The sequence below is a fragment of the Streptomyces bambusae genome (assembly GCF_019400985.1).
GTDB lineage: Bacteria > Actinomycetota > Actinomycetes > Streptomycetales > Streptomycetaceae > Streptomyces > Streptomyces bambusae_A.
The window spans coordinates 1-21942 of sequence record NZ_WTFF01000056.1; the positions used below are offsets into that span (position 1 = coordinate 1).

The following is a 21942-nucleotide window of genomic DNA, read 5'->3' on the forward strand; positions in this document are numbered from 1 at the left end:
TGGGCCCGGCCATCGGCGGGGGGGTGGCGCCCGCCGGGCTGGGGCTCCACCGGGGGCACGGCCGCGGGCCCGGCGACGGCCGCCCGCAGCGCCTCGGCCAGCGCGTGCCCGCGGGGCGCGCGGTCGGCCGGCAGCACCAGCCGGTACGGGTCGCACGCCTCCTTCAGCTGACCCGCCGCGGCTTCCATCAGCGGGTCGGCGCCGGCTCTGGGCACGGCGCGCAGCACCAGCGTGTCCCGCTTCCCGGCGGTCACGGTCACCTCGGCCAACGCCTCGAAGGGGATACGGCGTTGGCCCAGCGCGGACAACAGCCTCGGTGTGCGGATCCCCCGTTCGAAGCGGATGAGCACCGAGTCCGTATCCAACTCCCAGACGGCATGATTTCCGGCCAGTACGTCACCCATACGGGCTATCGTACGGGGCCCCGGCACGAGTCGTCCCCGCCCGCGCACGCCACGGAACTGAGCAAGTCCGTTCCGATTTTGGCGAAGTTGTCCAGCGAGCCGGTTCCTGGCTCGAAATATGCGGTATGGCTCCTGGCGCCCGCCGACGACAGCCGGCGCGCCCCGAACTCCGCCGACATCGGGTCCGCGCCGTGCCCCAGCCCGCCCAGCTCCAGGTGCGGTACGTCGGCGATCCAGTCCCCCTCGGCCCGTACGGCCCACACCCGCGCCGAGGTGCCGAGCCCGGCCACGTTCCCGGCGCGCATGCCCGGGCTGCCGGCCGCCACCACGTCCGTCACCCGCGCCGGCAGCCGCTGAGCGGCCAGGCCGCACACCACCGATCCGTAGGAGTGGCAGAACAGCGCGACCGTGGCGTCCCCGGGCAGCGCGGCCGTCAGCGACTCCAGCCGTGCGGCGCCCTCCATGGCCAGCCGGCCGGTGGCCGCGTCGACACCGACCCCGGTGGGGGTGGTGTAGCCGGCCCAGGCGATGACGGCGGTCGGGGTGTCGGGCGCCGCCGCGCGCTGGGCGGCGTAGAGGGATTCGGCCATGCCCTGCGGGGCGGTGAAGTGCCGCTGGGTGCGCTCGAAGGTGATCAGGCCGGTGTCCACGCCGGGGACGATCACCGAGACCCGCTCGGCGCGGTCGAGATCGCCGAAGACCTCGGCGACGCGGCCGTCGCCGGTCGGGTCGAAGACGAGGATCTGCCGGTCGGGGTCGGCGAGCGAGGCGAGCCGGTGCGCGCGGCGGCCGGCCTCGGTGCGGTCGGCCGGGGCCAGCCGGTAGTCGCGAGCGTGCTCCTCCTCGGCCTGGCGGACGTCGAGGACGGCGCGCCGGTTGGCCCGGTAGCGGGTCTGCGCGGGCACTCCGTCGAGGTTGCCGACCACGAGCGGGTAGCCGTCGGCGAGCTGGGCGCGCTGGGCGCCGTCGAGCCCGGCGAAGAAGCGGGCCACCGTCCGCGCGGGCGCGTCGGCGGAGGGGACGGGGTGGCCGTCGATCCGGGCCGCACCCCAGGCGGCGAGCGCGGCCACCCGCGGGGAGACCTCGTCGTCGGGGCGGTGGACCGCCGTCCAGCCGGTGGTCGCCAGCATGACGAAGACCACCGCGAGCGCCATGAGGGCGCGCAGGGTGGTGGAGGGCGGCGAGGCGGCGGGGAGGGCGGGGTCGTACACGTTCACTGCGCACCAGGGTAGGAGACGCCGCCGGGCCGCGACGCACAGGGTGACGGGCGTCACCATGCGAACGCTGCTCGGGAGTTGGCCGGTTCGGGGCGGTCCGCGACCGGCCGCGGGCGGGCCTGCCTGCGCAGCTCGCTCCGGCCCGCGGGCCCCGGCGGCCGGCGGCAGCGGGCGGCGGCCGGCGATCCACGTGGCGGACGTCACGCCGCCGAGGCCGGGGACGCCCGTGGCCTGGGGTCGTCCGTGGGCGGGGGTCGTCCGTGGGCTGCGGACGTCACGTCGGCGGCCTGGCCACGCTCCCGGAGGTCCGGAACTCCGGACGCAGTGGACGCAGTGGACGCCAGGGACGCCGGGGACACTGGGGACGCCAGGGACGCAGTGGACTCCGGAGATGCAGGGGACTCCGGAGGCGCAGCGGAGCGTTTCAGCGCCAGTCGGCGGCCAGTGCCGGGGCGATCTGGTCGAGGTAGCGCTCGGTCAGCCGGCGGATGGCCTCGACGCTGGTGTCCTCGCCCTGGCCCCACAGCCGCCCGGTCACCCGCATCACCCCGGAGAAGGCGGCGACGGCCACCCGCGGCCGCGGATCGGCCTCGACGTCGAGCCCCTCGCGCTCGGCGATCAGCCGCGCGATCTTCTCCTCCAGCTCGGTCGACCGGCGCAGGTGCACGGCGAGCAGCGCCGGCGTGGACTCGATGAGCTGGTACGTCCGCATGTACAGGTCCACCGGGACCATCTCGGCGATGGCCTCGCCGACGGTGGCCCAGGAGCAGAGCACGGCGTTGCGCATCGCCAGCAGCGGCCCCTCGGCGGCCGGGCGGGCCCGCAGGGCGGCCACGAAGTGCTGCTCGACCAGGTCCTGGACGGCGAAGGCGGCCTCCTCCTTGTTAGCGAAGTAGCGGAAGAAGGTGCGCTGGGAGACGTCGACGGCCTCGGTGATCTCGTCGACGGTCGTCTGCTCGTACCCCTGGGAGACGAACAGGACGAGCGCGGCGCGCAGCAGCGCGTCGCGCGTGCGCCGCTTCTTGCGTTCGCGCAGTCCGGCCGGCGCCGACGGCGCGGACTGCTGGGCGGTGGTCACGGCGGGGTCCTCTCTGACGCTGCGAGGCGGTCAGGGTACCTGTGACCGACCTGACAGTGGCCGTCCCGCTAACCCGTTTGTGAACTGTCAGTCGCTGTCAATAGCCTGTCCGCATGACTAGTCAGATCACCGTCGACGGACAGGTGTCCCTCGACAAACAGGGGCCCGGCCCGGTCCGCAGCGGCCTGCGAGGTCATCCGTGGTTGACGCTCTTCGCCGTCGCCATCGGAGTCATGATGGTCACCCTCGACGGCACCATCGTGGCCGTCGCCAACCCCGCGATAACCGCCGACCTGGGCGCCACCCTCGCCGAGGTCCAGTGGATCACCAACGGCTATCTGCTCGCGCTTGCCGTCTCGCTCATCACGGCGGGCAAGCTCGGTGACCGCTTCGGCCACCGCCAGACCTTCCTCATCGGCATCGCCGGTTTCGCGGCCTCCTCCGCCGCCATCGGCCTGTCCTCCGGCGTCGAGCTGGTCATCGGCTTCCGGGTCGCGCAGGGCCTGTTCGGCGCGCTGCTGATGCCGGCCGCGCTCGGCCTGCTGCGGGCGACCTTCCCCGCCGAGAAGCTCAACATGGCCATCGGCATCTGGGGCATGGTCATCGGCGCCTCCACCGCCGCCGGCCCGATCGTCGGCGGCCTGCTCGTCGAGCACGTCAGCTGGCAGTCCGTCTTCTTCATCAACATCCCGGTCGGCGTGATCGCGCTGGCCTTCGGCCTGGCGATCCTGCTCGACCACCGTGCCGAGAACGCCCCGCGCTCCTTCGACCTGCCGGGCGTCGTGCTGCTGTCGGCCGCGATGTTCTCCCTGGTCTGGGCGCTGATCAAGGCCGCCGAGTGGGGCTGGGGCGATTCGAGGACCCTGCTGTTCCTGGCCGCGTCCGTGCTGTGCTTCGGGATCTTCGCCGTCTGGGAGACCAAGGTCTCCGAACCGCTCATCCCGCTCGGCATGTTCCGCTCGCTGCCGCTGTCCGCCGGCACCGTGCTGATGGTGCTGATGGCCTTCGCCTTCATGGGCGGCCTGTTCTTCGTCACCTTCTACCTGCAGAACGTGCACGGCATGAGCCCGGTCGACAGCGGTCTGCACCTGCTGCCGCTCACCGGCATGATGATCGTCGGCTCGCCGCTGGCCGGCGCCGCCATCACCAAGGTCGGCCCGCGCGTCCCGCTCGTGCTCGGCATGGTCGCCACCGCCGCTGCCTGCTTCGGGATGTCCCGGCTCACCCCGGAGACCGGCACCCTGACCATGTCACTGTGGTTCGCCCTGCTCGGGCTCGGCCTCGCCCCCGTCATGGTCGGCGCCACCGAGGTCATCGTCGGCAACGCCCCGCTGGAGCTCTCCGGCGTGGCCGGCGGCCTCCAGCAGGCCGCGATGCAGGTCGGCGGCAGCCTCGGCACCGCCGTCCTCGGCGCCGTCATGGCCGGCACGGTCAGTGACACCTTCGGGGACAACTGGGCCGGCGCCGGGCTGCCCCCGCTGAGCCCCGAGCAGCTCGCCGGAGCCGAGACCGCCGTCTCGGTCGGCGTGGCGCCGGTCACGCCGGGCCTGCCGCCGGAGGTGGTGCAGACGATCACCACCGTCACGCACGAGACCTTCGTGGACGGCATGAGCACGGCCTTCACCGTCGCCGGGATCGTCGCGGTGCTCGCCGCGGTCGTCGCCGGCTTCACCAAGCGGGGCGCGCACGCGGCCCCGGGCGCGGGCGCCGGCCACATCTAGGACGAGCGCCCCGCCGAGGTTCCCCGAGGGTCAACGGCGGTACGCCGAACCGCCCCGCCGGAGTCTTCCGGCGGGGCGGTCACCTATCCGGGTGATCCGGCCCGGAGGGTCTTCCGCTCGCCTGTCGCCGCAGGTCAGCGTGGGTCTCGTACACCGATGCGAACCCATCGACGACTCGGGAGCTGATCGACATGCGCACCACCCACGCCTTCCTCGCCGCCGCCGCGCTGACCCTGACGGCGCTGCTGCCCAGCGCCCCGCAGGCGCACGCCGCGCCCCCGGTGCTCGGAACCTGCGGAGCCGGCCAGCTGTGCCTGTGGGCGAAGCCGGACTTCACGGGCGGCCGGCAGGTCCACGAGCTGAGCACGCTCGACGTGGACGCGTGCACCCCGCTGCCGCCGGGCCGCAGCGCACAGGCGCTCGCCAACCGGACGGGCCGGCCCGTGACCACGTTCCAGTCGGCGCAGTGCGACGAGACGGGGGAGTTCCAGACCTATCCGGGCGACGGGGTCTGGCTCCCGCAGTCGCCGTACCACGTACGGGCCTTCAAGCTCCGGGAGAGTTAGCCGGGTCCACGGGTCCACGGGTCCACGGGCTACGGGCCTACGGATCTACGGGTCTGCCGGGTCTACGGGGCTTGCGGGCCGGCCAGGTACGCCCGGGCCGCCCGGACCGCCTCCTGCGGGGTGCGGCCGGCCATCAGCACGCACAGCGTGTACGCGGCGTCGTCCAGGTCCCGGCGGGCGTCCCCGTCCGCCGGGGCGGCGCGGGCAGCCGCGTCGCAGGCCAGATACCGGGCCAGCACGCGCGCCGTGTAGCGGCGGTCGGGGGCCAGCCGCGGGGCGGGGCCCGGGCCTTCCTCGGCGTCGTCCCCGCCGCCGAGGAAGGCCCGGAAGCCGCCGGGGACCGGGAGCCTGCTGGGGGCCGCGGCCCCGGCGGGTGCGGTGCGGGCCAGCTGGACGGCATGGCGCAGAGCACGCCCCAGGGGTCCGGTGACCGGTACCCCTGGCACCCGGGTGACCAGGACGCGGGCCACCTCGGCCACGCTCAGGCCGGTCGCCGCGGCCGTGGTGGCCAGCACCCTCCGGGCGGTACGGGCCGAGGCGGGGGTCAGGGCCATCACCATGCCGACGGCCATGGCGACCGCGGGGCTTTCACCCGTTCGGGTGGTGGTGCGGGTGTCGGCAACGGCCCGGTCGGCGGGGGGCGTCGGGGCGGGACCGTGGGAGTACGCCGCGGCGGAGTGCGTCATGGGCCATCCTCTCGAAAGCACCCCCGCCCATCTAAGCACCGGCCCCCGACGGCCACACGTCGTCGCCCGGGGCCGGGGGCCGGCCACGGGGGCGGCCGCGGGTTCAGGGGAGCCGGGAGACCTCGGGCCCGGTTCCGCCGGACGCCGGGACCGCGCCCGGGGCCGCGCCCGCGCCCGGGGACGGGACCGGGGCCGTGCCCGCGCCTGTACCCGGGGCCGTGCCCGTGCCCGGGACGGTGTCCGGCGCCGGGACTGCGGCCTTGCTCAGCCGGGCCACCTCGGCGCGCAGTTCCCGGATCTCCGCCTGGAGGTCCCGCAGGGCCGCCAGATGGATCCGCTCGGCGCGGTCGTCCCGCTCGAAGCGGGCGATGAACCAGGCCGCGATGTTCGCGGTCACCACACCGAGCAGCGCGATCCCGGACAGCATCAGCCCGACCGCGAGCACCCGGCCCAGGCCCGTGGTGGGGGAGTGGTCGCCGTAGCCGACCGTGGTCATCGTGGTGAAGCTCCACCACACCGCGTCGCCCAGGTTCTTGATGTTGCCGTCCGGGGCGTCCCGCTCCACGCTCAGCACCGCCAGCGAGCCGAACATCATCAGCCCCACCACCGCGCCCGCCACGTACGTGGTGAGCCGGATCTGCGGGGCCATCCGGGCCCGCCGCCCCACCAGCAGCAGCGTGGCGACCAGCCGGAGCAGCCGCAGCGGCTGGACCAGCGGCAGCACCACCGCCGCCAGGTCGAGCCAGTGCGTGCGGACGAAGCGCCGGCGGTCGGCCGCCAGCCCCAGCCGGATGACGTAGTCCAGGGCGAACGCCCCCCACACGGCCCATTCGGCGTACGCGCACGCCCGGTGCACCGCCGCGCTCGCGTCCGGCGCGACGATCGGCACCGCGTACGCGACGGCGAAGAGCACCGCGAGGGCGAGCAAGGGGGTCTGTGTGCGCCGCTCCCAGCGGACCTGCGCGGGCTGAACCTTCATGCGGGGCATCGTAGGGACACCCGCGCGCGGGAGCGGGCCCCGGCCAGGCCGGAACCCGCTCCACCCGCGGCGATCGCCGCGGCGCGCGGGGGTTCGGGCCCCGCGCCCACCGCGCGTGCGTGCTCCTACGCGTCGCCGCCCGCGGCGCCCGGTTCGGCCGCCGCCACGTCCAGCAGCTGGTAGCGGTCCACCGCCTGCTTCAGCGCCGAGCGGTCGATCCGGCCGGCCTTGGCGAGCTCGGTCAGCACCGCCAGCACCACCGACTGGGCGTCGATGTGGAAGAAGCGCCGGGCCGCGCCGCGGGTGTCCGCGAAGCCGAAGCCGTCCGCGCCCAGCGAGGTGTACGCGCCGGGCACCCAGCGGGAGATCTGGTCCGGGACGGACCGCATCCAGTCCGAGACCGCCACGAACGGGCCCTCGCCCGACGACAGCTTCTGCGTCACGTACGGGACGCGCTGCTCCTCCTCCGGGTGGAGCAGGTTGTGCCGGTCCACCTCGACGGCCTCACGGCGCAGCTCGTTCCAGGAGGTCGCCGACCAGACGTCCGCCTTGACGTTCCACTCCTCGGCCAGGATCCGCTGCGCCTCCAGCGCCCACGGCACGGCCACGCCCGAGGCCATGATCTGCGCCGGGATGCTGCCCGCCGTGCCCGCGGACACGCGGTGGATGCCCTTGAGGATGCCCTCCACGTCCACGTCCGCCGGCTCCGCCGGGTGCTGGATCGGCTCGTTGTAGACGGTCAGGTAGTAGAAGACGTCCTCCGACTCGGGCCCGTACATCCGCCGCAGACCGTCCTGGACGATGTGCGCGATCTCGTAGCCGTAGGCGGGGTCGTACGCCACGCAGCCCGGGTTCGTCGACGCCAGCAGCTGGGAGTGGCCGTCGGCGTGCTGGAGGCCCTCACCCGTCAGGGTGGTCCGGCCGGCGGTCGCGCCGAGCACGAAACCGCGCGCCAGCTGGTCGGCCATCTGCCAGAACTGGTCACCCGTGCGCTGGAATCCGAACATCGAGTAGAAGACGTAGACCGGGATCAGCGGCTCGCCGTGGGTCGCGTACGCCGAGCCCGCGGCGATCAGCGAGGCCGTGCAGCCCGCCTCCGAGATGCCGTCGTGCAGCATCTGGCCGGTCGGCGACTCCTTGTAGGCGAGCAGCAGTTCGCGGTCGACCGCCTCGTACTGCTGGCCCAGCGGGTTGTAGATCTTGGCGCTCGGGAAGAACGAGTCCATGCCGAAGGTGCGGTACTCGTCCGGCGCGATCAGCACGAAGCGCTTGCCGAGCTCCTTGTCCCGCATCAGGTCCTTCAGCAGCCGCACGAAGGCCATGGTGGTGGCGATCGACTGCTGGCCCGAGCCCTTCTTGACCGCCGCGTAGGTCGCGTCGCCCGGCAGCGCCAGCGGCTTGGCGCGCACCACACGGCTGGGCACGTAGCCGCCCAGGGCGCTGCGCCGGTCGTGCATGTACTGGATCTCTTCCGAGTCCCGGCCCGGGTGGTAGTACGGCGGGGCGCCGTTCTCCAGCTGGGCGTCCGTGATCGGCAGGTGCAGACGGTCGCGGAAGCGCTTGAGGTCGTCGACCGTCAGCTTCTTCATCTGGTGGGTCGCGTTGCGGCCCTCGAAGTTCGGGCCGAGGGTCCAGCCCTTGATCGTCTTCGCCAGGATGACGGTGGGCTGGCCCTTGTGGGCGCGCGCCGCCGCGTACGCCGCGTAGATCTTCTTGTGGTCGTGGCCGCCGCGGCCCAGGTGCAGGATCTGGTCGTCGGTCATGTTCTCGACCATGGCGCGCAGCCGCTGGTCCTCGCCGAAGAAGTGGTCGCGGATGTACGCGCCGGTCTCGGTGGCGTACGTCTGGAACTGCCCGTCCGGGGTCGAGTTCATCTTGTTGACCAGGATGCCGTCGCGGTCCTGGGCCAGCAGCGGGTCCCAGGAGCGGTCCCAGATGAGCTTGATGACGTTCCAGCCGGCGCCGCGGAAGACCGACTCCAACTCCTGGATGATCTTGCCGTTGCCGCGGACCGGGCCGTCGAGGCGCTGGAGGTTGCAGTTGACCACGAAGGTCAGGTTGTCCAGGCCCTCGCGGGCGGCGAGCGTCAGCTGGCCGAGCGACTCCGGCTCGTCCATCTCGCCGTCGCCGAGGTACGCCCACACGTGGGACTTGGAGGTGTCCGCGATGCCGCGCGCCTCCATGTAGCGGTTCATCCGGGCCTGGTAGATCGCGCCGATCGGGCCGAGGCCCATCGAGACGGTCGGGAACTCCCAGAAGTCCGGCATCAGCCGCGGGTGCGGGTAGCTCGACAGGCCGTACGGGGCCTTGGACTTCTCCTGGCGGAACGCGTCGAGCTGCTGCTCGGAGAGCCGGTCCAGCAGGTAGGCGCGCGCGTAGACACCGGGCGAGGCGTGGCCCTGGAAGAAGATCTGGTCGCCGCCGTCGCCCTCGTCCTTGCCCCGGAAGAAGTGGTTGAAGCCCACGTCGTAGAGCGAGGCGGAGGAGGCGAAGGTGGCGATGTGACCGCCGACTCCGATGCCCGGGCGCTGGGCCCGGGAGACCATCACGGCCGCGTTCCAGCGGGTGGCGTTGAGGATCCTGCGCTCGATCTCCTCGTTGCCCGGGAAGAACGGCTCGTCCCTGGTGGCGATGGTGTTGACGTAGTCCGTGCTACGCATCTCGGGCACGGCCACACGCCGTTCGCGGGCCCGCTCGATCAGCCGCAGCATCAGGTAGCGGGCCCGCTCACGGCCCCGCTCGTCGACGGCGGCGTCAAGGGAGTCGAGCCACTCCTGGGTCTCTTCGGGGTCGAAATCCGGGACCTGGCTCGGAAGGCCGCCAATGATGATCGGGTTGCGATCGGATGCGGAAGCCACGCTGTTCCTTCGCTTTCGGGGAGTCGTGCCATGGGTCACACCGGCTCCATCGTCCACCGCGGGCCCGGAATCTTCATCTTTACCAGGGGGTAACCCCTGACAAGTTGCTGCCGGGCAGGGGTACACAAGGGGATGGTCCGGACACATCGCAACCTTACGCCCGCACCCCGGGCGGTGATCCGCGGGGGTCCTGATCCGCTTCGCGCCGCGCTTTGTCCCCCGACGGAGTAGGAAAACGGCGAGGAGCTGCCGAATATCCTGGAATGGTGTGGCATGGATCACGCAGGACGCATGGCGGCGCGGCGGGAGGAGGCGGTACGGACGTGGCGGAAGTTGCGGTGAGACGGCCGCAATCGTCACCGTTTCGACGGTCTCGACCGTCGGGTACTTGCGCGATCCGCCGCTCCCGTGTGGACTACGCCCAATGCTGCGCGTACGCGCGCGGCCGAGACATTCACCGAACATGAGCAGGAGGCACCCCGTGAGCGCGACCGCGGACCACGCGGAGAGCAGCCTGGCCGCCCGGCTGGGTTTCCAGTCCGAACAGGTGGTCCAGGAGATCGGCTACGACGACGACGTCGATCAGGAGTTCCGCGAGGAGATCGAGGAATTCATCGGCAACGATCTCGTCGACGAGGACTACGACGACGTGGCCGACGCGGTGCTGCTGTGGTTCCGCGACGAGGACGGCGACCTGACGGACACACTGGTCGACGCCACTGAACTCGTCGAGGAGGACGCGCTGATTCTGCTGCTGACCCCGAAGACGGGACGCCCCGGCTTCGTCGAGGCCAGCGACATCAGCGAGGCCGCCAAGCTCGCCGGCCTGACGCCGGGCAAGGGCTTCAGCGTGGGCAAGGAGTGGTCGGCCCAGCGGCTGAAGACCCCCAAGGCGGCCAAGTCCAAGCGCTGAGCCGCGCCCCGCAGCCGAGCGGACCGTGAGGAGAACCCCGCCGACCCCCCGAGGGCGGCGGGGTTCTTCCGTACGCGCCGCCGTCAGGCCATAGGCTGGGTCCCACCCGAACGGATCAATGGAGGGATGCGAGAGATGACGATCGAGGTCGGCACCAAGGCCCCGGACTTCGAGCTCAAGGACAACCACGGCCGGACCGTGCGGCTGTCCGACTTCCGCGGCGAGAAGAACGTCGTCCTGCTCTTCTACCCCTTCGCCTTCACCGGCGTCTGCACGGGTGAGCTGTGCGAGCTGCGCGACCAGCTGCCGCGCTTCCAGAACGACGACGTCCAGCTGCTGGCCGTCTCCAACGACTCCGTCCCGACCCTGCGCGTCTTCGCCGAGCAGGAGCAGCTGGAGTACCCGCTGCTGTCCGACTTCTGGCCGCACGGCGAGACCTCCCGCGCCTACGGCGTCCTCGACGAGGAGAAGGGCTGCGCGGTCCGCGGCACCTTCATCATCGACAAGGACGGCATCGTGCGCTGGACCGTCGTCAACGGGCTGCCCGACGCCCGTGACCTGAACGAGTACATCAAGGCCCTCGACAGCCTCTGACCGGCCCGGGCGGCCCGGTCCGGCCGGCCGCAGGAAAACCCGTTAGCGGCGGGAACCCGTCACTAGGATCGACACGTTGATCCGGACAGAGACAGCACGACGGGGCCCCGCCCCACCCGAGAACATCAATGGAGGACCCGTGGGAGTCAGCCTCAGCAAGGGCGGCAACGTCTCGCTGACCAAGGCCGCCCCCAACCTGACGGCGGTCATCGTCGGTCTGGGCTGGGACGCTCGCACCACCACCGGCGTCGACTTCGACCTCGACGCCAGCGCCCTGCTCACCAATGACCAGGGCAAGGTCGGGCACGACGGCAACTTCGTCTTCTTCAACAACCTCAAGAGCCCCGACGGCTCCGTGGAGCACACCGGTGACAACCTCACGGGTGAGGGCGAGGGCGACGACGAGCAGATCAAGGTGAACCTCGCCGGTGTCCCGGCCGACGTGGCCAAGATCGTCTTCCCGGTCTCGATCTACGAGGCCGAGACCCGCCAGCAGAGCTTCGGCCAGGTCCGCAACGCCTACATCCGCGTCGTGAACCAGGCCGACAACACCGAGCTCGCCCGCTACGACCTCTCCGAGGACGCCTCGACCGAGACCGCCATGGTCTTCGGCGAGCTGTACCGCCACGGCGCGGAGTGGAAGTTCCGCGCCATCGGCCAGGGGTACGCCTCCGGCCTGCGCGGCATCGCCCAGGACTTCGGCGTCAACGTCTGAGCCGAGAGCTCCACACCCGTCCGGCGCCGTGCACCGAAGTGTGTACGGCGCCGGACGCGCTTGTCATGCTTTCGCCACCACCACGTCGTACGGGGAGGACCACAGCATGGGCGTCACACTCGCCAAGGGGGGCAACGTCTCCCTCTCCAAGGCCGCACCGAACCTGACCCGGGTTCTGGTGGGGCTCGGATGGGACGCGCGCTCGACCACCGGGGCCGACTTCGACCTCGACGCCAGCGCGCTGATGTGCAGCGGCGGCCGGGTGCTCGGTGACCAGTACTTCATCTTCTACAACAACCTGCGCAGCCCCGAGGGCTCCGTCGAACACACGGGTGACAACCTCACCGGCGAGGGTGACGGCGACGACGAATCGATTCTGGTCGACCTGACCAAGGTCCCCGCCCAGGTCGACAAGATCGTCTTCCCGGTCTCCATCCACGAGGCGGACGCCCGCCGCCAGAGCTTCGGCCAGGTCAGCAATGCCTTCATCCGCGTGGTGAACCAGGCGGACGGCCAGGAGCTCGCCCGCTACGACCTCTCCGAGGACGCCTCCAGCGAAACCGCGATGATCTTCGGCGAGGTCTACCGCTACGGGGGCGAATGGAAGTTCCGGGCGGTAGGACAGGGGTACGCGTCGGGGCTGAGGGGCATCGCTCTAGACTTCGGGGTCAACGTTTCGTAAAGCCGTACAAGACGATGGGGTGCCAGTGGTTCTGAAAACCTTCGGCTGGTCGTTCGCAGTCACTGCGCTCGGCCTGGTCGCAGCGGTGTTCTACGGGGGGTGGACCGGCTTCAGCGTCGTTGCGATCCTGTCGATCCTCGAGATCTCGCTGTCCTTCGACAACGCAGTGGTCAACGCCGGAATCCTGAAGAAGATGAATGCCTTCTGGCAGAAGATCTTCCTCACCGTCGGCGTGCTCATCGCCGTCTTCGGTATGCGACTGGTCTTCCCCGTCGTGATCGTCGCGATCAGCGCCAAGATCGGCCCCATCGAGGCCGTGAACCTGGCGATGACCGACAAGGAGATGTACGAGCAGCTGGTCACGGACGCCCACCCGGCGATCGCCGCGTTCGGCGGGATGTTCCTGCTGATGATCTTCCTGGACTTCATCTTCGAGGACCGGGACATCAAGTGGCTCGCGTGGCTGGAGCGTCCGCTGGCCAAGCTCGGCAAGATCGACATGCTGTCGGTCTGCATCGCGCTCATCGTCCTGCTGGTCGCCGCGATGACCGTCGCCACCCAGGCCCACCAGCACGGCGGCGTGCACGTGGACAAGGCGCAGACCGTCCTGCTCTCCGGCATCGCCGGCCTGATCACGTACCTGATCGTCGGCGGCCTCTCCGGCTACTTCGAGAACAAGCTGGAGGAAGAGGAGGAGGCCGAGCACGAGGCCGAGGAGGAGGCCAAGCGCTCCGGCAAGCCCGTCTCGGCGGTCGCCCTCGCCGGCAAGGCCGCGTTCTTCATGTTCCTCTACCTGGAGGTCCTGGACGCGTCCTTCTCCTTCGACGGCGTCATCGGCGCCTTCGCCATCACCAACGACATCGTGCTGATGGCCCTGGGCCTCGGCATCGGCGCCATGTACGTCCGCTCGCTCACGGTCTACCTGGTCCGCCAGGGCACCCTGGACGACTACGTCTACCTGGAGCACGGCGCCCACTACGCGATCGGCGCCCTCGCCGTGATCCTCCTCGTCACCATCCAGTACGAGATCCACGAGGTGATCACCGGCCTCGTCGGCGTGCTGCTCATCGCCTGGTCCTTCTGGTCCTCGGTCCGCCGCAACAAGCGCCTGGCCCTGGAGGAAGAGGGGACCGCCGCCCAGGCATAGGCCGGGGGAGATTGCGGAACGCTCCAAGGCGGGGCGGCAAGGGGATGTCCGCTCCCCGGACTTTGTCCGGGGGGACCCCCAGGCCGCCCCGCTCTTTACGTTGACTCTTACGTCGACCGGTCGTGCGGGTCGTGTGGATTGTGTGGGGGGACAGGGATGGGATTCTTCGACGGCCTCAGGGGCGGCCGCGCCGCGCAGTTCCAGTCGGGCAACGCCTCGTCCAACGCGATCGAGCTCACCAGGCGACAACCCACGGTGTCCCTCACCAAACAGGGCGCCGTCAGCGGCAACCTGCGGGTCAACCTGTCCTGGCGGATGCGTACCTCGGACTTCGGCGGCGGCGAATCGGGGGGCGCGAGCCTGCTGCGGCACCCGTTCAAGCTGTTCAAGCCCGACATGGTGCAGGCGCACACCCAGGGCATGGTGAACGTGGACCTGGACATCGGCTGCCTCTACGAGCTCACCGACGGCTCCCGCGGCGTCGTCCAGCCCCTGGGCAACTTCCTCGGCGACCTCAACGGCCCGCCGTACGTCAAGCTCAGCGGGGACGACCGGTTCGGGGCCCCGTCCGGCGAGACGATCTTCATCAACCTCGACCACGCGGACGAGATCAAGCGGCTGCTGGTCTTCGTATACATCTACGACCAGACCCCGGCCTTCGACCGCACCCACGCCCTGGTCACCCTGTACCCGAGCACGGGTCCGCGGATAGAGATCGCCCTGGACGAGCGGCAGCCGCAGGCGCGCAGCTGCGCCGTGCTGTCCCTGGAGAACGTCAAGGGCGAGCTGGTCGTGCGGCGCGAGGTGAAGTTCGTCTACGGCTTCCAGGCGGAGCTGGACCGGCTGTACGGCTGGGGCCTGCAGTGGGGCCGCGGCTACAAGAGCACGAAGGCCTGAGCGGGGACGCCCGGTACCGGTGCCCTGCGGGGCACCGGTGTGAGCGGCATCAGCGGCATCAGCGGCGCCGACGGCGTCAGCGGCGGATGAACTGCGGTCCCTGCACCGGCAGCCGGAACGACGGGTCCCCGCCGGGCCCCGGCACCGGCACCGGCGACACCTGCTGCGGATACCCGTACGCGGGCTGCACCGCCGGCGGCGCCTGCGTCGGCGGGGCCGGCACGGCGGGTCCCGCCGCCGGCGGGCTCATCGCGGCGGTGCGGTCGTCGTCCGCGGCCCCGGGCACCGGGGCGTTCTCGTCCACCGAGATGCCGTGGTCGGTGGCCAGGCCCTCCAGCCCGTTCGAGTAGCCCTCGCCGAGCGCGCGGAACTTCCACCCGTCCCCGCGCCGGTACAGCTCCCCGCAGATCAGCGCGGTCTCGGCGCCCGTCTCGGGCCGTACGTCGAAGTACGCGAGCGGCTCCGCGCCGCCCTCGACCGTGGCGTCGTACAGCAGGATCCGCAGGTCCCGGACCCGTTCGAACGGCACGTCCTCGGCCGAGGCGACCACCAGCACCCGGTCCACGACCGGCGGGACCGCGCCCAGCTCGGCCTGCACCGCGTCCGTGACCGCGTCGCCGATCTGCTTCTTGCCCAGCCGCCACACGGCGCCCGAGGGGTGCCGCGGCTGGTTGTAGAAGACGAAGTCCTCGTCGGAACGCACCCGCCCGTCCGGGCCCACGAGCAGCGCCGAGGCGTCCACGTCCGGTACGTCCGGCCCACCGGTCCAGCGCAGTACAGCCCGGACCACCGAGGGGGTCACCGGGATGTTCGAGCCCTTCTGCATCGCGTGCGTCATGCCCGTCATCCTGCCCTCCCGGGGCGGAGCGGAACAATGCGGCCCCCCGTTGGAACGGCGTGTCCCGCTGCACGGGCCTTGTCCCCCGTCGAAGACGTGGGCATGGTGCGAGAGAGTTACCTGGATTTCATGTGCTCGGGGAACTCTTGAATCTCATTCGTACGTACTATTACCGGCCACGCCAGTTGGGCCGCCGAGGCCAGTACGGGGGAAGCACATGCGTCATTTCGGGCACATAGCGCCCGCGGTTCGCAAGAACCTTTTCCACCGGGAGCCGGTCGACTTCACCGCCGCCTCTCCCGCACGCATGCTCTCCGCCGCCCTGGGCGCCACCCTCTACAGCCCGGCCACCCGGCCCCAGCTCGCCGCCGACATCGTCAAGCAGGCCGCCCGCGGTGTCGTGTCCATGGTGCTCTGCCTGGAGGATTCCATCAGCGACGCCGAGGTGGCGGACGCCGAGGAGAACCTCGTACGGCAGTTCGCCGAGCTCGACGCGGTGGACGGCGAGCTGCCGCTGCTGTTCGTCCGGGTCCGCGAGCCCGAGCAGATCCCGGACCTCGTCGGACGCCTGGGCGGCTCGGTGCGGCATCTGGCCGGATTTGTACTTCCCAAGTTCACCGAAGGCAGGGGCGAGGCCTTCCTGGACGCCGTCGTCGCGGCCGAGGCGCTCGGCGAGGGCCTGGGGGAGGACCGCCCGCTGTATGCCATGCCGGTCCTGGAGTCCCCCGAGCTCCTGCACCTGGAGACCCGCGTCGAGACCCTCGCCGGCATCTCGCGCACGGTGAACCGGCACCGCGACCGCGTCCTGGCGCTGCGCCTGGGCGTCACCGACTTCTGCTCGGCCTACGGACTGCGCCGCACCCCCGACATGACCGCGTACGACATCCAGATCGTCGCGGGCGTCATCGCGGACGTGGTCAACGTCCTCAGCCGCGCCGACGGCACCGGCTTCACGGTCACCGGCCCGGTCTGGGAATACTTCCGCCACCAGCAGCGGCTGTTCAAACCGCAGCTGCGCCGCAGCCCCTTCCTCGCGGAGGGCGTGGAGGAGCTGCGCACGGCGCTGATCGAGCACGACCTGGACGGGCTGCTGCGCGAGATCGAGCTGGACCGGGCCAACGGCCTCCTCGGCAAGACCTGCATCCACCCCTCGCACGTCACGCCCGTGCACGCGCTCTCCGTGGTCTCCCACGAGGAGTTCTCCGACGCCCAGGACATCCTGCGCCCGGAGCGCGGCGGCGGCGGAGTACTGCGCTCCGGGTACGCGAACAAGATGAACGAGGTCAAGCCCCACCGGGCCTGGGCCGAGCGCACCGTGCTGCGCGCCGAGGTCTTCGGTGTGGCGCGGGAGGAAGTCGGCTTCGTCGACCTCCTGACGGCCGGACTCCAGGTCTGAAGGGGCCGAGCGGTCCGCCGAGCGGTCTGCCGAGCGGTCTGCCGAACGGTCTGCCGAGCGGTCCGTTGACGACGAAGACGACGAAGACGAGATGACGACGAAGGGCAAGACGATCGACGCGGTGTGGTCGGGAACGTGGGTGGCGGACCGGCTGGGTGTCCGGCTGCACGGGCGGGACGGTGACCGGCAGGAGCTGACCGGGCTCCTCGGCCTCGCCCTGCGGCGCAACCCCAAGCGGGCCCACCTGCTGGTCTCGCAGGTGCTCGGCAAGCACGTGCCGCAGTCCCCGGAGACCGTGTACGCGGCCGGGTACGGGCTCGGGCTGCGGGTCCGCGAGCTGCTCGGCGGCGCGGCGGCGGACGCCGTGGTCCTCGGCTACGCCGAGACCGCGACGGGCCTGGGCCACTGCGTCGCCGACGGGCTGGGCGCCGCGCCGTACCTGCACTCCACCCGCCGTCCCGTGCCGGGCCTCACCCCGGCCGGCGGCTTCGAGGAGTCCCACTCGCACGCCACCTCGCACCTGCTCCTGCCCGAGGACCCGGCACTGCTGTCCGGCACGGGCCCGCTGGTGCTGGTGGACGACGAGTTCTCCACCGGGAACACCGTCCTCAACACCATCCGCGACCTGCACGCCCGCCACCCCCGCGACCACTACGTCGTCGTCGCCCTGGTGGACATGCGCTCCCCGGCCGACCGCGACCGGCTGGACGCCTTCGCCGCCGATCTGGGCGCCCGGGTGGACCTGGTCGCGCTGGCCGCCGGCACGGTCGAGCTGCCGGAGGGCGTGCTGGAGGCGGGTGGCGCGCTGGTGGCGGAGTACGAGGCCCGGGTGGCCGCCGCCCCGGCCCCCCTCGACCCGCTGCCCCTGCCCACCCCGCGCCCCGCCGAGCGCATCGCCCTCGACTGGCCCGCGGAGCTGCCCGACGGCGGCCGGCACGGTTTCACGCCCGCGCACCGGGCCCGGCTGGAGCAGGCGCTGCCGGGCCTGGCCGCCCGGCTGGGCGCGGCGCTCGGGCCCGCCCCCGGGCGGGTCCTCGTCCTCGGCAACGAGGAGCTGATGTACGCCCCGCTGCGGCTGGCCCGCGCCCTGGAGCAGGCCGGGACCGCCGCCGAGATCCGCTTCTCGACCACGACCCGCTCGCCCGTGCTCGCCGTGGACGACCCCGGCTACGCCATCCGCAGCCGGCTCGTCTTCCCCGCCCACGACGCTCCGGCCGACGGCCCGGGCGACCGGTACGCCTACAACGTGGCCGGCGCCGGCTTCGACACCGTCGTCGCGGTCGTCGACTCGGCCGGGGACACCCCCGCACTCCACGAAGGGCTGCTGGAGCGCCTGCGCCGCCACGCCGGCCGGGTCCTGCTGGCGGTCGTCCCCTCGTACACGCCGCCCGCGCGCGTCACGGCGCCCGCCTCTGCCCCGGCGTCCGCCTCCGCGACCGCCGCCGCTCCGGGGTCCACCCCCGCTCCGGCGTCCACGTCCGCCACCGACCGGCAGGAGCCGATCATGCAGCCCGAGCTGATCATGCTGCCCGAGCCCCTCCGCGGCCCGGCCTTCTCCTCCTACCCGCCCGAGGACGTCGGCTGGCTCCTCCAGGACCTCTCCGACATCGAGCTGGAGGCCCCCACCGAGGAGCGCGAGGAGGCCATCCAGGCGGGCGGCGCCCACTACGCCGAGTCCCTGCCCGTCGAGTACCAGCCCAGCGCCGCCTACCAGGAGCTCTACCAGGACGCCCTGGAAACCTCCGCGATCCGCATCGCCCGGGCCGTCGGCACGGTCACCGAGACCGTCCTCACCCAGCGCTCGCCCTCCCCGGTGCTGGTCTCGCTGGCCCGCGCCGGCACCCCCGTAGGCGTCCTGATGCGCCGCTGGGCGCGCTTCCGGCACGGCCTGGACCTGCCGCACTACGCCGTCTCGATCGTGCGCGGCCGCGGCATCGACGCCAACGCGCTGCGCTGGCTGGCCGAGCACCACGACCCGGCCGACGTGGTGTTCGTCGACGGCTGGACCGGCAAGGGCGCCATCACCCGCGAGCTGCGCGAGGCGCTGCGGGAGCACCAGCAGGCCGAGGGCGGCCCCGCCTTCGACCCGGAGATCGTCGTGCTCGCCGACCCCGGCGGCTGCGTCGCGACGTACGGCACCCGCGACGACTTCCTGATCCCCTCCGCCTGCCTCAATTCCACCGTCTCCGGCCTCATATCGCGTACGGTGCTCAGGTCCGACCTGGTCGGTCCGCACGACTTCCACGGCGCGAAGTTCTACCGCGAGCTCGCCGCCGCCGACGTCTCCACGGCCTTCGTGGACACCGTCGCCGCCCGCTTCGCCGATGTCGTCGACGCGGTGGAGGGGGAGGTCAAGGAGCTCCTCGCGGCCGACCGCACACCCACCTGGGAGGGCTGGGCCGCGGTGGAGCGCATCAGCGAGGAGTACGGCATCCACGACGTGAACCTCGTCAAGCCCGGCGTCGGCGAGACCACCCGGGTCCTGCTGCGCCGGGTGCCCTGGAAGATCCTGGCCCGACGGGGGGCCGGGGCCGACCTGGACCACGTACGCCTGCTCGCCGAGCAGCGCGGGGTGCCGGTCGAGGAGGTCGACGGGCTGCCGTACACCTGCGTCGGCCTCATCCATCCCCGATACACACGCGGCGCGACGGGCGCCGACGGAAAGGCTGTGGCCGCGAAGTGACCGTCCTGGTAGCCAGTGACCTCGACCGTACGCTCATCTACTCGTCGGCGGCCCTCGGGCTGACCGTGCCGGACCCCGTGGCCCCGCGGCTGCTGTGCGTGGAGATCCACGAGGGCAAGCCGCTGTCCTACATGACGGAGACCGCCGCGGCCCTGCTGGCGGAGCTGAGCGCGGCGCCGGCGGCGGTGTTCGTCCCGACCACGACCCGGACGCGCAAGCAGTACCAGCGCATCCGCTTCCCCGGCCCGCCCGCCCCGTACGCGATCTGCGCCAACGGCGGCCAGCTGCTGGTGGACGGGGTACCCGACCGCGACTGGAAGCGCCTGGTCGCCGCCCGGCTGGCCGCCGAGTGCGCCCCGCTGGAGGAGGTCCGCGACCACCTGCTGGCCGTGGCCGACCCGGCGTGGCTGCGCAAGTCGCGGGTGGCCGAGGACCTCTTCGCCTACCTGGTGGTGGAGCGGGCCCTGGTGCCGCCGGAGTGGATCAAGGCGCTGACCGAGTGGGCCGAGGCACGGGGCTGGACGGTCTCCCTCCAGGGCCGCAAGATCTACGCCGTGCCGCGCCCGCTGACCAAGAGCGCGGCGATGCGCGAGGTGGCCCGCCGTACGGGTGCCACCGCGACCCTGGCGGCCGGCGACTCCCTGCTCGACGCGGACCTGCTGCTCGCGGCGGACGAGGCGTGGCGGCCCGGCCACGGCGAACTGGCCGACGCCGGGTGGGGCGCGCCGGGCGTGACGGCGCTGTCGGAGGCGGGTGTGCTCGCCGGTGAGGAAATCGTCCGCCGATTCGCCGCCGCAGTTGCGAGACTTGGAGCATGAGCAAAGGCAACACGACCAAAATCACCGATGAGTTGTACGCCTACACCCTCGCGCACAACCCACCCCTGGACGAGCACCAGCGCGGGCTCGTGGAGATCACGTACGCGAAGTTCCCGGACGTGGCCGGCATGCAGTCGGCGGAGGAGCAGGGCCCGCTGCTGGCCTTCCTGGTCCGGCTGACCGGCGCCCGGCACATCGTGGAGGTCGGCACCTTCACCGGCTTCTCCACCCTCTCCATGGCCCAGGCGCTGCCGGCCGACGGCACGCTCGTGGCGTGCGACATCTCGGAGGAGTGGACGGCGTACGGCCGGGAGGCCTGGGCGGCCGCGGGCGTCGCCGACCGCATCGACCTGCGCATCGCCCCGGCCCTCGACACGCTGCGCGCGATGCCGGCCGAGCCGCACATCGACATGGCCTACCTGGACGCGGACAAGCAGAGCCAGATCGCGTACTGGGAGGAGCTGGTGCCGCGGATGCGCCCGGGCGGCCTGATCGTCACGGACAACACGCTCTTCCACGGCTCGGTGCTCGACCCGGACCCCAGCCCTTCGGCGGCGGGGGTCCAGGCCTTCAACGAGCACGTGCTGGCGGACGACCGGATGGAGTCGGTCCTGCTGGCCATCTCGGACGGCCTGACGCTGTCGCGCAAGCGGTAGTCGTATGGCCGTATGGCCGCATGGCCGCACCGCCCGGTGAGGCCGGGGACGCGGGGACGGCCGGAGGACCCTGGCTGGCTGGCTGGCTAGCCGCAGCGGCCGCCTCCGCAGCACCCGCCGCCGCCGGACGGGGCGGGTGCCGCCGAGGTGCCGCCCACGGCGACGGCGGACAGCAGTTTCACGGTGTCGTCGTGCCCGGCGGGGCACTCGGCGGGGGCTCCGGACTCGGCCATGGGCCGGCTGACCACGAAGGTGTCGTCGCAGGTCCGGCAGCGGAATTCGTAACGAGGCATGCGTCCCAGGCTAAGGGCCTTCCAGGGGCCTGCGGTACCCCGGGCGGGGACGCGCCGCCTGCTGTTCCCGGGCGGCCTGCTCGGGGTGGCGGGCCTGCCAGTACGGGTTGTCGTGCGGCAGTGCGCTGCCGACCCGCCCGTACATCCCGAACCACATCAGCATCACGCCGACCACGAAGCTGAAGAGCACGTTCTGGATCTTGAACGCCAGGAAGTTCAGCTCCGTGTCCAGCAGGGCGAGGTTCACGAAGCCGCTGGCGATGAATCCCAGGCCCAGCACGATGTTGAGGGTGGAGGCGAAGGTCCCGCCGATCACCATCCCGACGAAGAGCAGCGCCCCGATGCAGATCGACAGGACACTCAGCGCGCCGTTGGTGTTCAGCGCGAGCACCGTGTCGCCACCGGTGTCGAAGAACCCGATCCGGTCGACGAGCCCCAGGATCCCGAAGGCGACCAGCAGCAGCCCGGTCAGGCCGGCGCCGACCCGGTAGATCTTGCTGAGCCTGTGATCGACGGGCAGATGCTCGTCGAGCCGGGCATTGACGGGATGCAGCAGGCGCCGCACGAAGTGGGAGCGCGGCGGCGGGGGCCCGTACGGTTCATGGGCCACGAAGGGCGCGTAGTGCTCGTGGGGCTCGGTACACCCGTACGCCGCATGAGCCACGTAAGGCTCCTGGGGCGCCGCAGGCGCGGGGGGTGCATGGGATGCACGAGGCCTGCGAATCGCGTGGGCAGCCATGACGCCCTCCTCTGCTCCATTCCCTGCACCCCCAGCATCCGCCGATGCCCATGCGCGGACAA

General features: G+C 71.8%; 21 protein-coding genes. 12 read left to right on the top strand and 9 right to left on the bottom strand.

Annotated features, from left to right (window positions below; all coding sequences use genetic code 11):
- From GPJ59_RS10915 to GPJ59_RS10925, 3 genes are all read right to left on the bottom strand, one after another.
- On the bottom strand, positions 1-404 hold a 404-nt coding region (locus tag GPJ59_RS10915; RefSeq protein WP_219666481.1), incomplete at its 3' end, for a DUF4429 domain-containing protein.
- Positions 405-409: 5 nt separating this feature from the next.
- Positions 410-1558 (bottom strand): alpha/beta hydrolase family protein, encoded by a 1149-nt coding sequence (locus GPJ59_RS10920; protein ID WP_258024215.1) that lies wholly within the window; start codon positions 1556-1558, stop codon positions 410-412.
- Positions 1559-2045: 487 nt separating this feature from the next.
- Positions 2046-2699, bottom strand: a complete 654-nt coding sequence (locus tag GPJ59_RS10925; protein ID WP_219666485.1) for a TetR/AcrR family transcriptional regulator — start codon at positions 2697-2699, stop codon at positions 2046-2048.
- Positions 2700-2812: 113 nt separating this feature from the next.
- Here GPJ59_RS10925 and GPJ59_RS10930 point away from each other — a divergent pair, with 113 nt between their 5' ends.
- The gene (locus GPJ59_RS10930) at positions 2813-4420 is read left to right on the top strand and encodes an MFS transporter (RefSeq protein ID WP_219666487.1); all 1608 of its coding nucleotides are present in this window, start codon (positions 2813-2815) and stop codon (positions 4418-4420) included.
- A gap of 191 nt (positions 4421-4611) precedes the next feature.
- Positions 4612-4986 (top strand): peptidase inhibitor family I36 protein, encoded by a 375-nt coding sequence (locus GPJ59_RS10935; RefSeq protein ID WP_219666489.1) that lies wholly within the window; start codon positions 4612-4614, stop codon positions 4984-4986.
- A gap of 62 nt (positions 4987-5048) precedes the next feature.
- Here the strand turns inward: GPJ59_RS10935 and GPJ59_RS10940 are convergent, their stop codons facing one another.
- From GPJ59_RS10940 to aceE, 3 genes are all read right to left on the bottom strand, one after another.
- On the bottom strand, positions 5049-5672 hold the full coding sequence (locus GPJ59_RS10940; RefSeq protein ID WP_219666491.1) for a DUF5133 domain-containing protein: 624 nt from the start codon (positions 5670-5672) through the stop codon (positions 5049-5051).
- Between the two features lie 103 nt (positions 5673-5775).
- The gene (locus GPJ59_RS10945) at positions 5776-6651 is read right to left on the bottom strand and encodes a potassium channel family protein (protein WP_219666493.1); all 876 of its coding nucleotides are present in this window, start codon (positions 6649-6651) and stop codon (positions 5776-5778) included.
- Positions 6652-6776: 125 nt separating this feature from the next.
- Positions 6777-9509: a pyruvate dehydrogenase (acetyl-transferring), homodimeric type gene (gene aceE / locus GPJ59_RS10950; RefSeq protein ID WP_219666503.1), complete on the bottom strand. Its 2733-nt coding sequence runs from the start codon at positions 9507-9509 to the stop codon at positions 6777-6779.
- A 481-nt stretch (positions 9510-9990) separates the two neighbouring features.
- Between aceE and GPJ59_RS10955 the strand changes: the two genes are divergently transcribed.
- The 6 genes from GPJ59_RS10955 (at position 9991) to GPJ59_RS10980 (ending at position 14457) form a co-directional block, all read left to right on the top strand.
- On the top strand, positions 9991-10422 hold the full coding sequence (locus GPJ59_RS10955; RefSeq protein WP_219666505.1) for a DUF3052 domain-containing protein: 432 nt from the start codon (positions 9991-9993) through the stop codon (positions 10420-10422).
- 135 nt (positions 10423-10557) lie between these two features.
- Entirely contained in the window at positions 10558-11016 is a 459-nt protein-coding gene (locus tag GPJ59_RS10960) for a peroxiredoxin (protein ID WP_219666507.1), read from the top strand.
- Between the two features lie 139 nt (positions 11017-11155).
- Entirely contained in the window at positions 11156-11731 is a 576-nt protein-coding gene (locus tag GPJ59_RS10965) for a TerD family protein (protein WP_219666509.1), read from the top strand.
- 106 nt (positions 11732-11837) lie between these two features.
- Positions 11838-12413, top strand: coding sequence for a TerD family protein (locus tag GPJ59_RS10970; protein ID WP_219666511.1), 576 nt, complete (start codon positions 11838-11840; stop codon positions 12411-12413).
- Between the two features lie 25 nt (positions 12414-12438).
- Positions 12439-13560 carry a DUF475 domain-containing protein gene (locus tag GPJ59_RS10975; protein ID WP_219666513.1) on the top strand — a complete coding sequence of 374 codons (1122 nt, stop codon included), beginning with the start codon at positions 12439-12441 and terminating at the stop codon, positions 13558-13560.
- Positions 13561-13716: 156 nt separating this feature from the next.
- Positions 13717-14457 (top strand): TerD family protein, encoded by a 741-nt coding sequence (locus GPJ59_RS10980; RefSeq protein WP_219666515.1) that lies wholly within the window; start codon positions 13717-13719, stop codon positions 14455-14457.
- Positions 14458-14533: 76 nt separating this feature from the next.
- Here GPJ59_RS10980 and GPJ59_RS10985 read toward each other — a convergent pair whose 3' ends face one another.
- A complete protein-coding gene (locus GPJ59_RS10985) occupies positions 14534-15295 on the bottom strand; it encodes a TerD family protein (RefSeq protein WP_219666516.1) in 762 nt (253 codons plus the stop codon).
- A 217-nt stretch (positions 15296-15512) separates the two neighbouring features.
- Here GPJ59_RS10985 and GPJ59_RS10990 point away from each other — a divergent pair, with 217 nt between their 5' ends.
- From GPJ59_RS10990 to GPJ59_RS11005, 4 genes are all read left to right on the top strand, one after another.
- Positions 15513-16691 carry an HpcH/HpaI aldolase/citrate lyase family protein gene (locus tag GPJ59_RS10990; protein ID WP_219666518.1) on the top strand — a complete coding sequence of 393 codons (1179 nt, stop codon included), beginning with the start codon at positions 15513-15515 and terminating at the stop codon, positions 16689-16691.
- Between the two features lie 91 nt (positions 16692-16782).
- Positions 16783-19374, top strand: coding sequence for a phosphoribosyltransferase (locus GPJ59_RS10995; protein WP_219666520.1), 2592 nt, complete (start codon positions 16783-16785; stop codon positions 19372-19374).
- Positions 19371-20192, top strand: a complete 822-nt coding sequence (locus tag GPJ59_RS11000) for an HAD family hydrolase (RefSeq protein WP_219666523.1) — start codon at positions 19371-19373, stop codon at positions 20190-20192. Before GPJ59_RS10995 ends, GPJ59_RS11000 begins: the two co-directional genes overlap by 4 nt.
- Entirely contained in the window at positions 20189-20848 is a 660-nt protein-coding gene (locus tag GPJ59_RS11005; RefSeq protein ID WP_219666524.1) for an O-methyltransferase, read from the top strand. Before GPJ59_RS11000 ends, GPJ59_RS11005 begins: the two co-directional genes overlap by 4 nt.
- Before the next feature lie 86 nt (positions 20849-20934).
- On the opposite strand, the gene GPJ59_RS11010 is transcribed toward GPJ59_RS11005, so the two are convergent.
- Both GPJ59_RS11010 and GPJ59_RS11015 read right to left on the bottom strand, forming a co-directional pair.
- Positions 20935-21141, bottom strand: a complete 207-nt coding sequence (locus tag GPJ59_RS11010) for an FmdB family zinc ribbon protein (protein ID WP_219666526.1) — start codon at positions 21139-21141, stop codon at positions 20935-20937.
- 10 nt (positions 21142-21151) lie between these two features.
- Positions 21152-21880 (bottom strand): DUF4383 domain-containing protein, encoded by a 729-nt coding sequence (locus GPJ59_RS11015; RefSeq protein WP_258024214.1) that lies wholly within the window; start codon positions 21878-21880, stop codon positions 21152-21154.
- Positions 21881-21942: the final 62 nt, after the last annotated feature.

Coding starts and splice junctions, on each gene's coding strand:
- GPJ59_RS10945 (WP_219666493.1), bottom strand. CDS start 6,651: ATGAAGGTTCAGCCCGCGCAGGTCCGCTGGGAGCGGCGCACACAGACC.
- GPJ59_RS10940 (WP_219666491.1), bottom strand. CDS start 5,672: ATGACGCACTCCGCCGCGGCGTACTCCCACGGTCCCGCCCCGACGCCC.
- GPJ59_RS10995 (WP_219666520.1), top strand. CDS start 16,783: ATGACGACGAAGGGCAAGACGATCGACGCGGTGTGGTCGGGAACGTGG.
- GPJ59_RS10960 (WP_219666507.1), top strand. CDS start 10,558: ATGACGATCGAGGTCGGCACCAAGGCCCCGGACTTCGAGCTCAAGGAC.
- GPJ59_RS10980 (WP_219666515.1), top strand. CDS start 13,717: ATGGGATTCTTCGACGGCCTCAGGGGCGGCCGCGCCGCGCAGTTCCAG.
- GPJ59_RS10970 (WP_219666511.1), top strand. CDS start 11,838: ATGGGCGTCACACTCGCCAAGGGGGGCAACGTCTCCCTCTCCAAGGCC.
- GPJ59_RS10930 (WP_219666487.1), top strand. CDS start 2,813: ATGACTAGTCAGATCACCGTCGACGGACAGGTGTCCCTCGACAAACAG.
- GPJ59_RS11005 (WP_219666524.1), top strand. CDS start 20,189: ATGAGCAAAGGCAACACGACCAAAATCACCGATGAGTTGTACGCCTAC.
- GPJ59_RS10935 (WP_219666489.1), top strand. CDS start 4,612: ATGCGCACCACCCACGCCTTCCTCGCCGCCGCCGCGCTGACCCTGACG.
- GPJ59_RS10920 (WP_258024215.1), bottom strand. CDS start 1,558: ATGGCGCTCGCGGTGGTCTTCGTCATGCTGGCGACCACCGGCTGGACG.
- GPJ59_RS10990 (WP_219666518.1), top strand. CDS start 15,513: ATGCGTCATTTCGGGCACATAGCGCCCGCGGTTCGCAAGAACCTTTTC.
- GPJ59_RS11015 (WP_258024214.1), bottom strand. CDS start 21,880: ATGGCTGCCCACGCGATTCGCAGGCCTCGTGCATCCCATGCACCCCCC.
- GPJ59_RS10985 (WP_219666516.1), bottom strand. CDS start 15,295: ATGACGCACGCGATGCAGAAGGGCTCGAACATCCCGGTGACCCCCTCG.
- GPJ59_RS11010 (WP_219666526.1), bottom strand. CDS start 21,141: ATGCCTCGTTACGAATTCCGCTGCCGGACCTGCGACGACACCTTCGTG.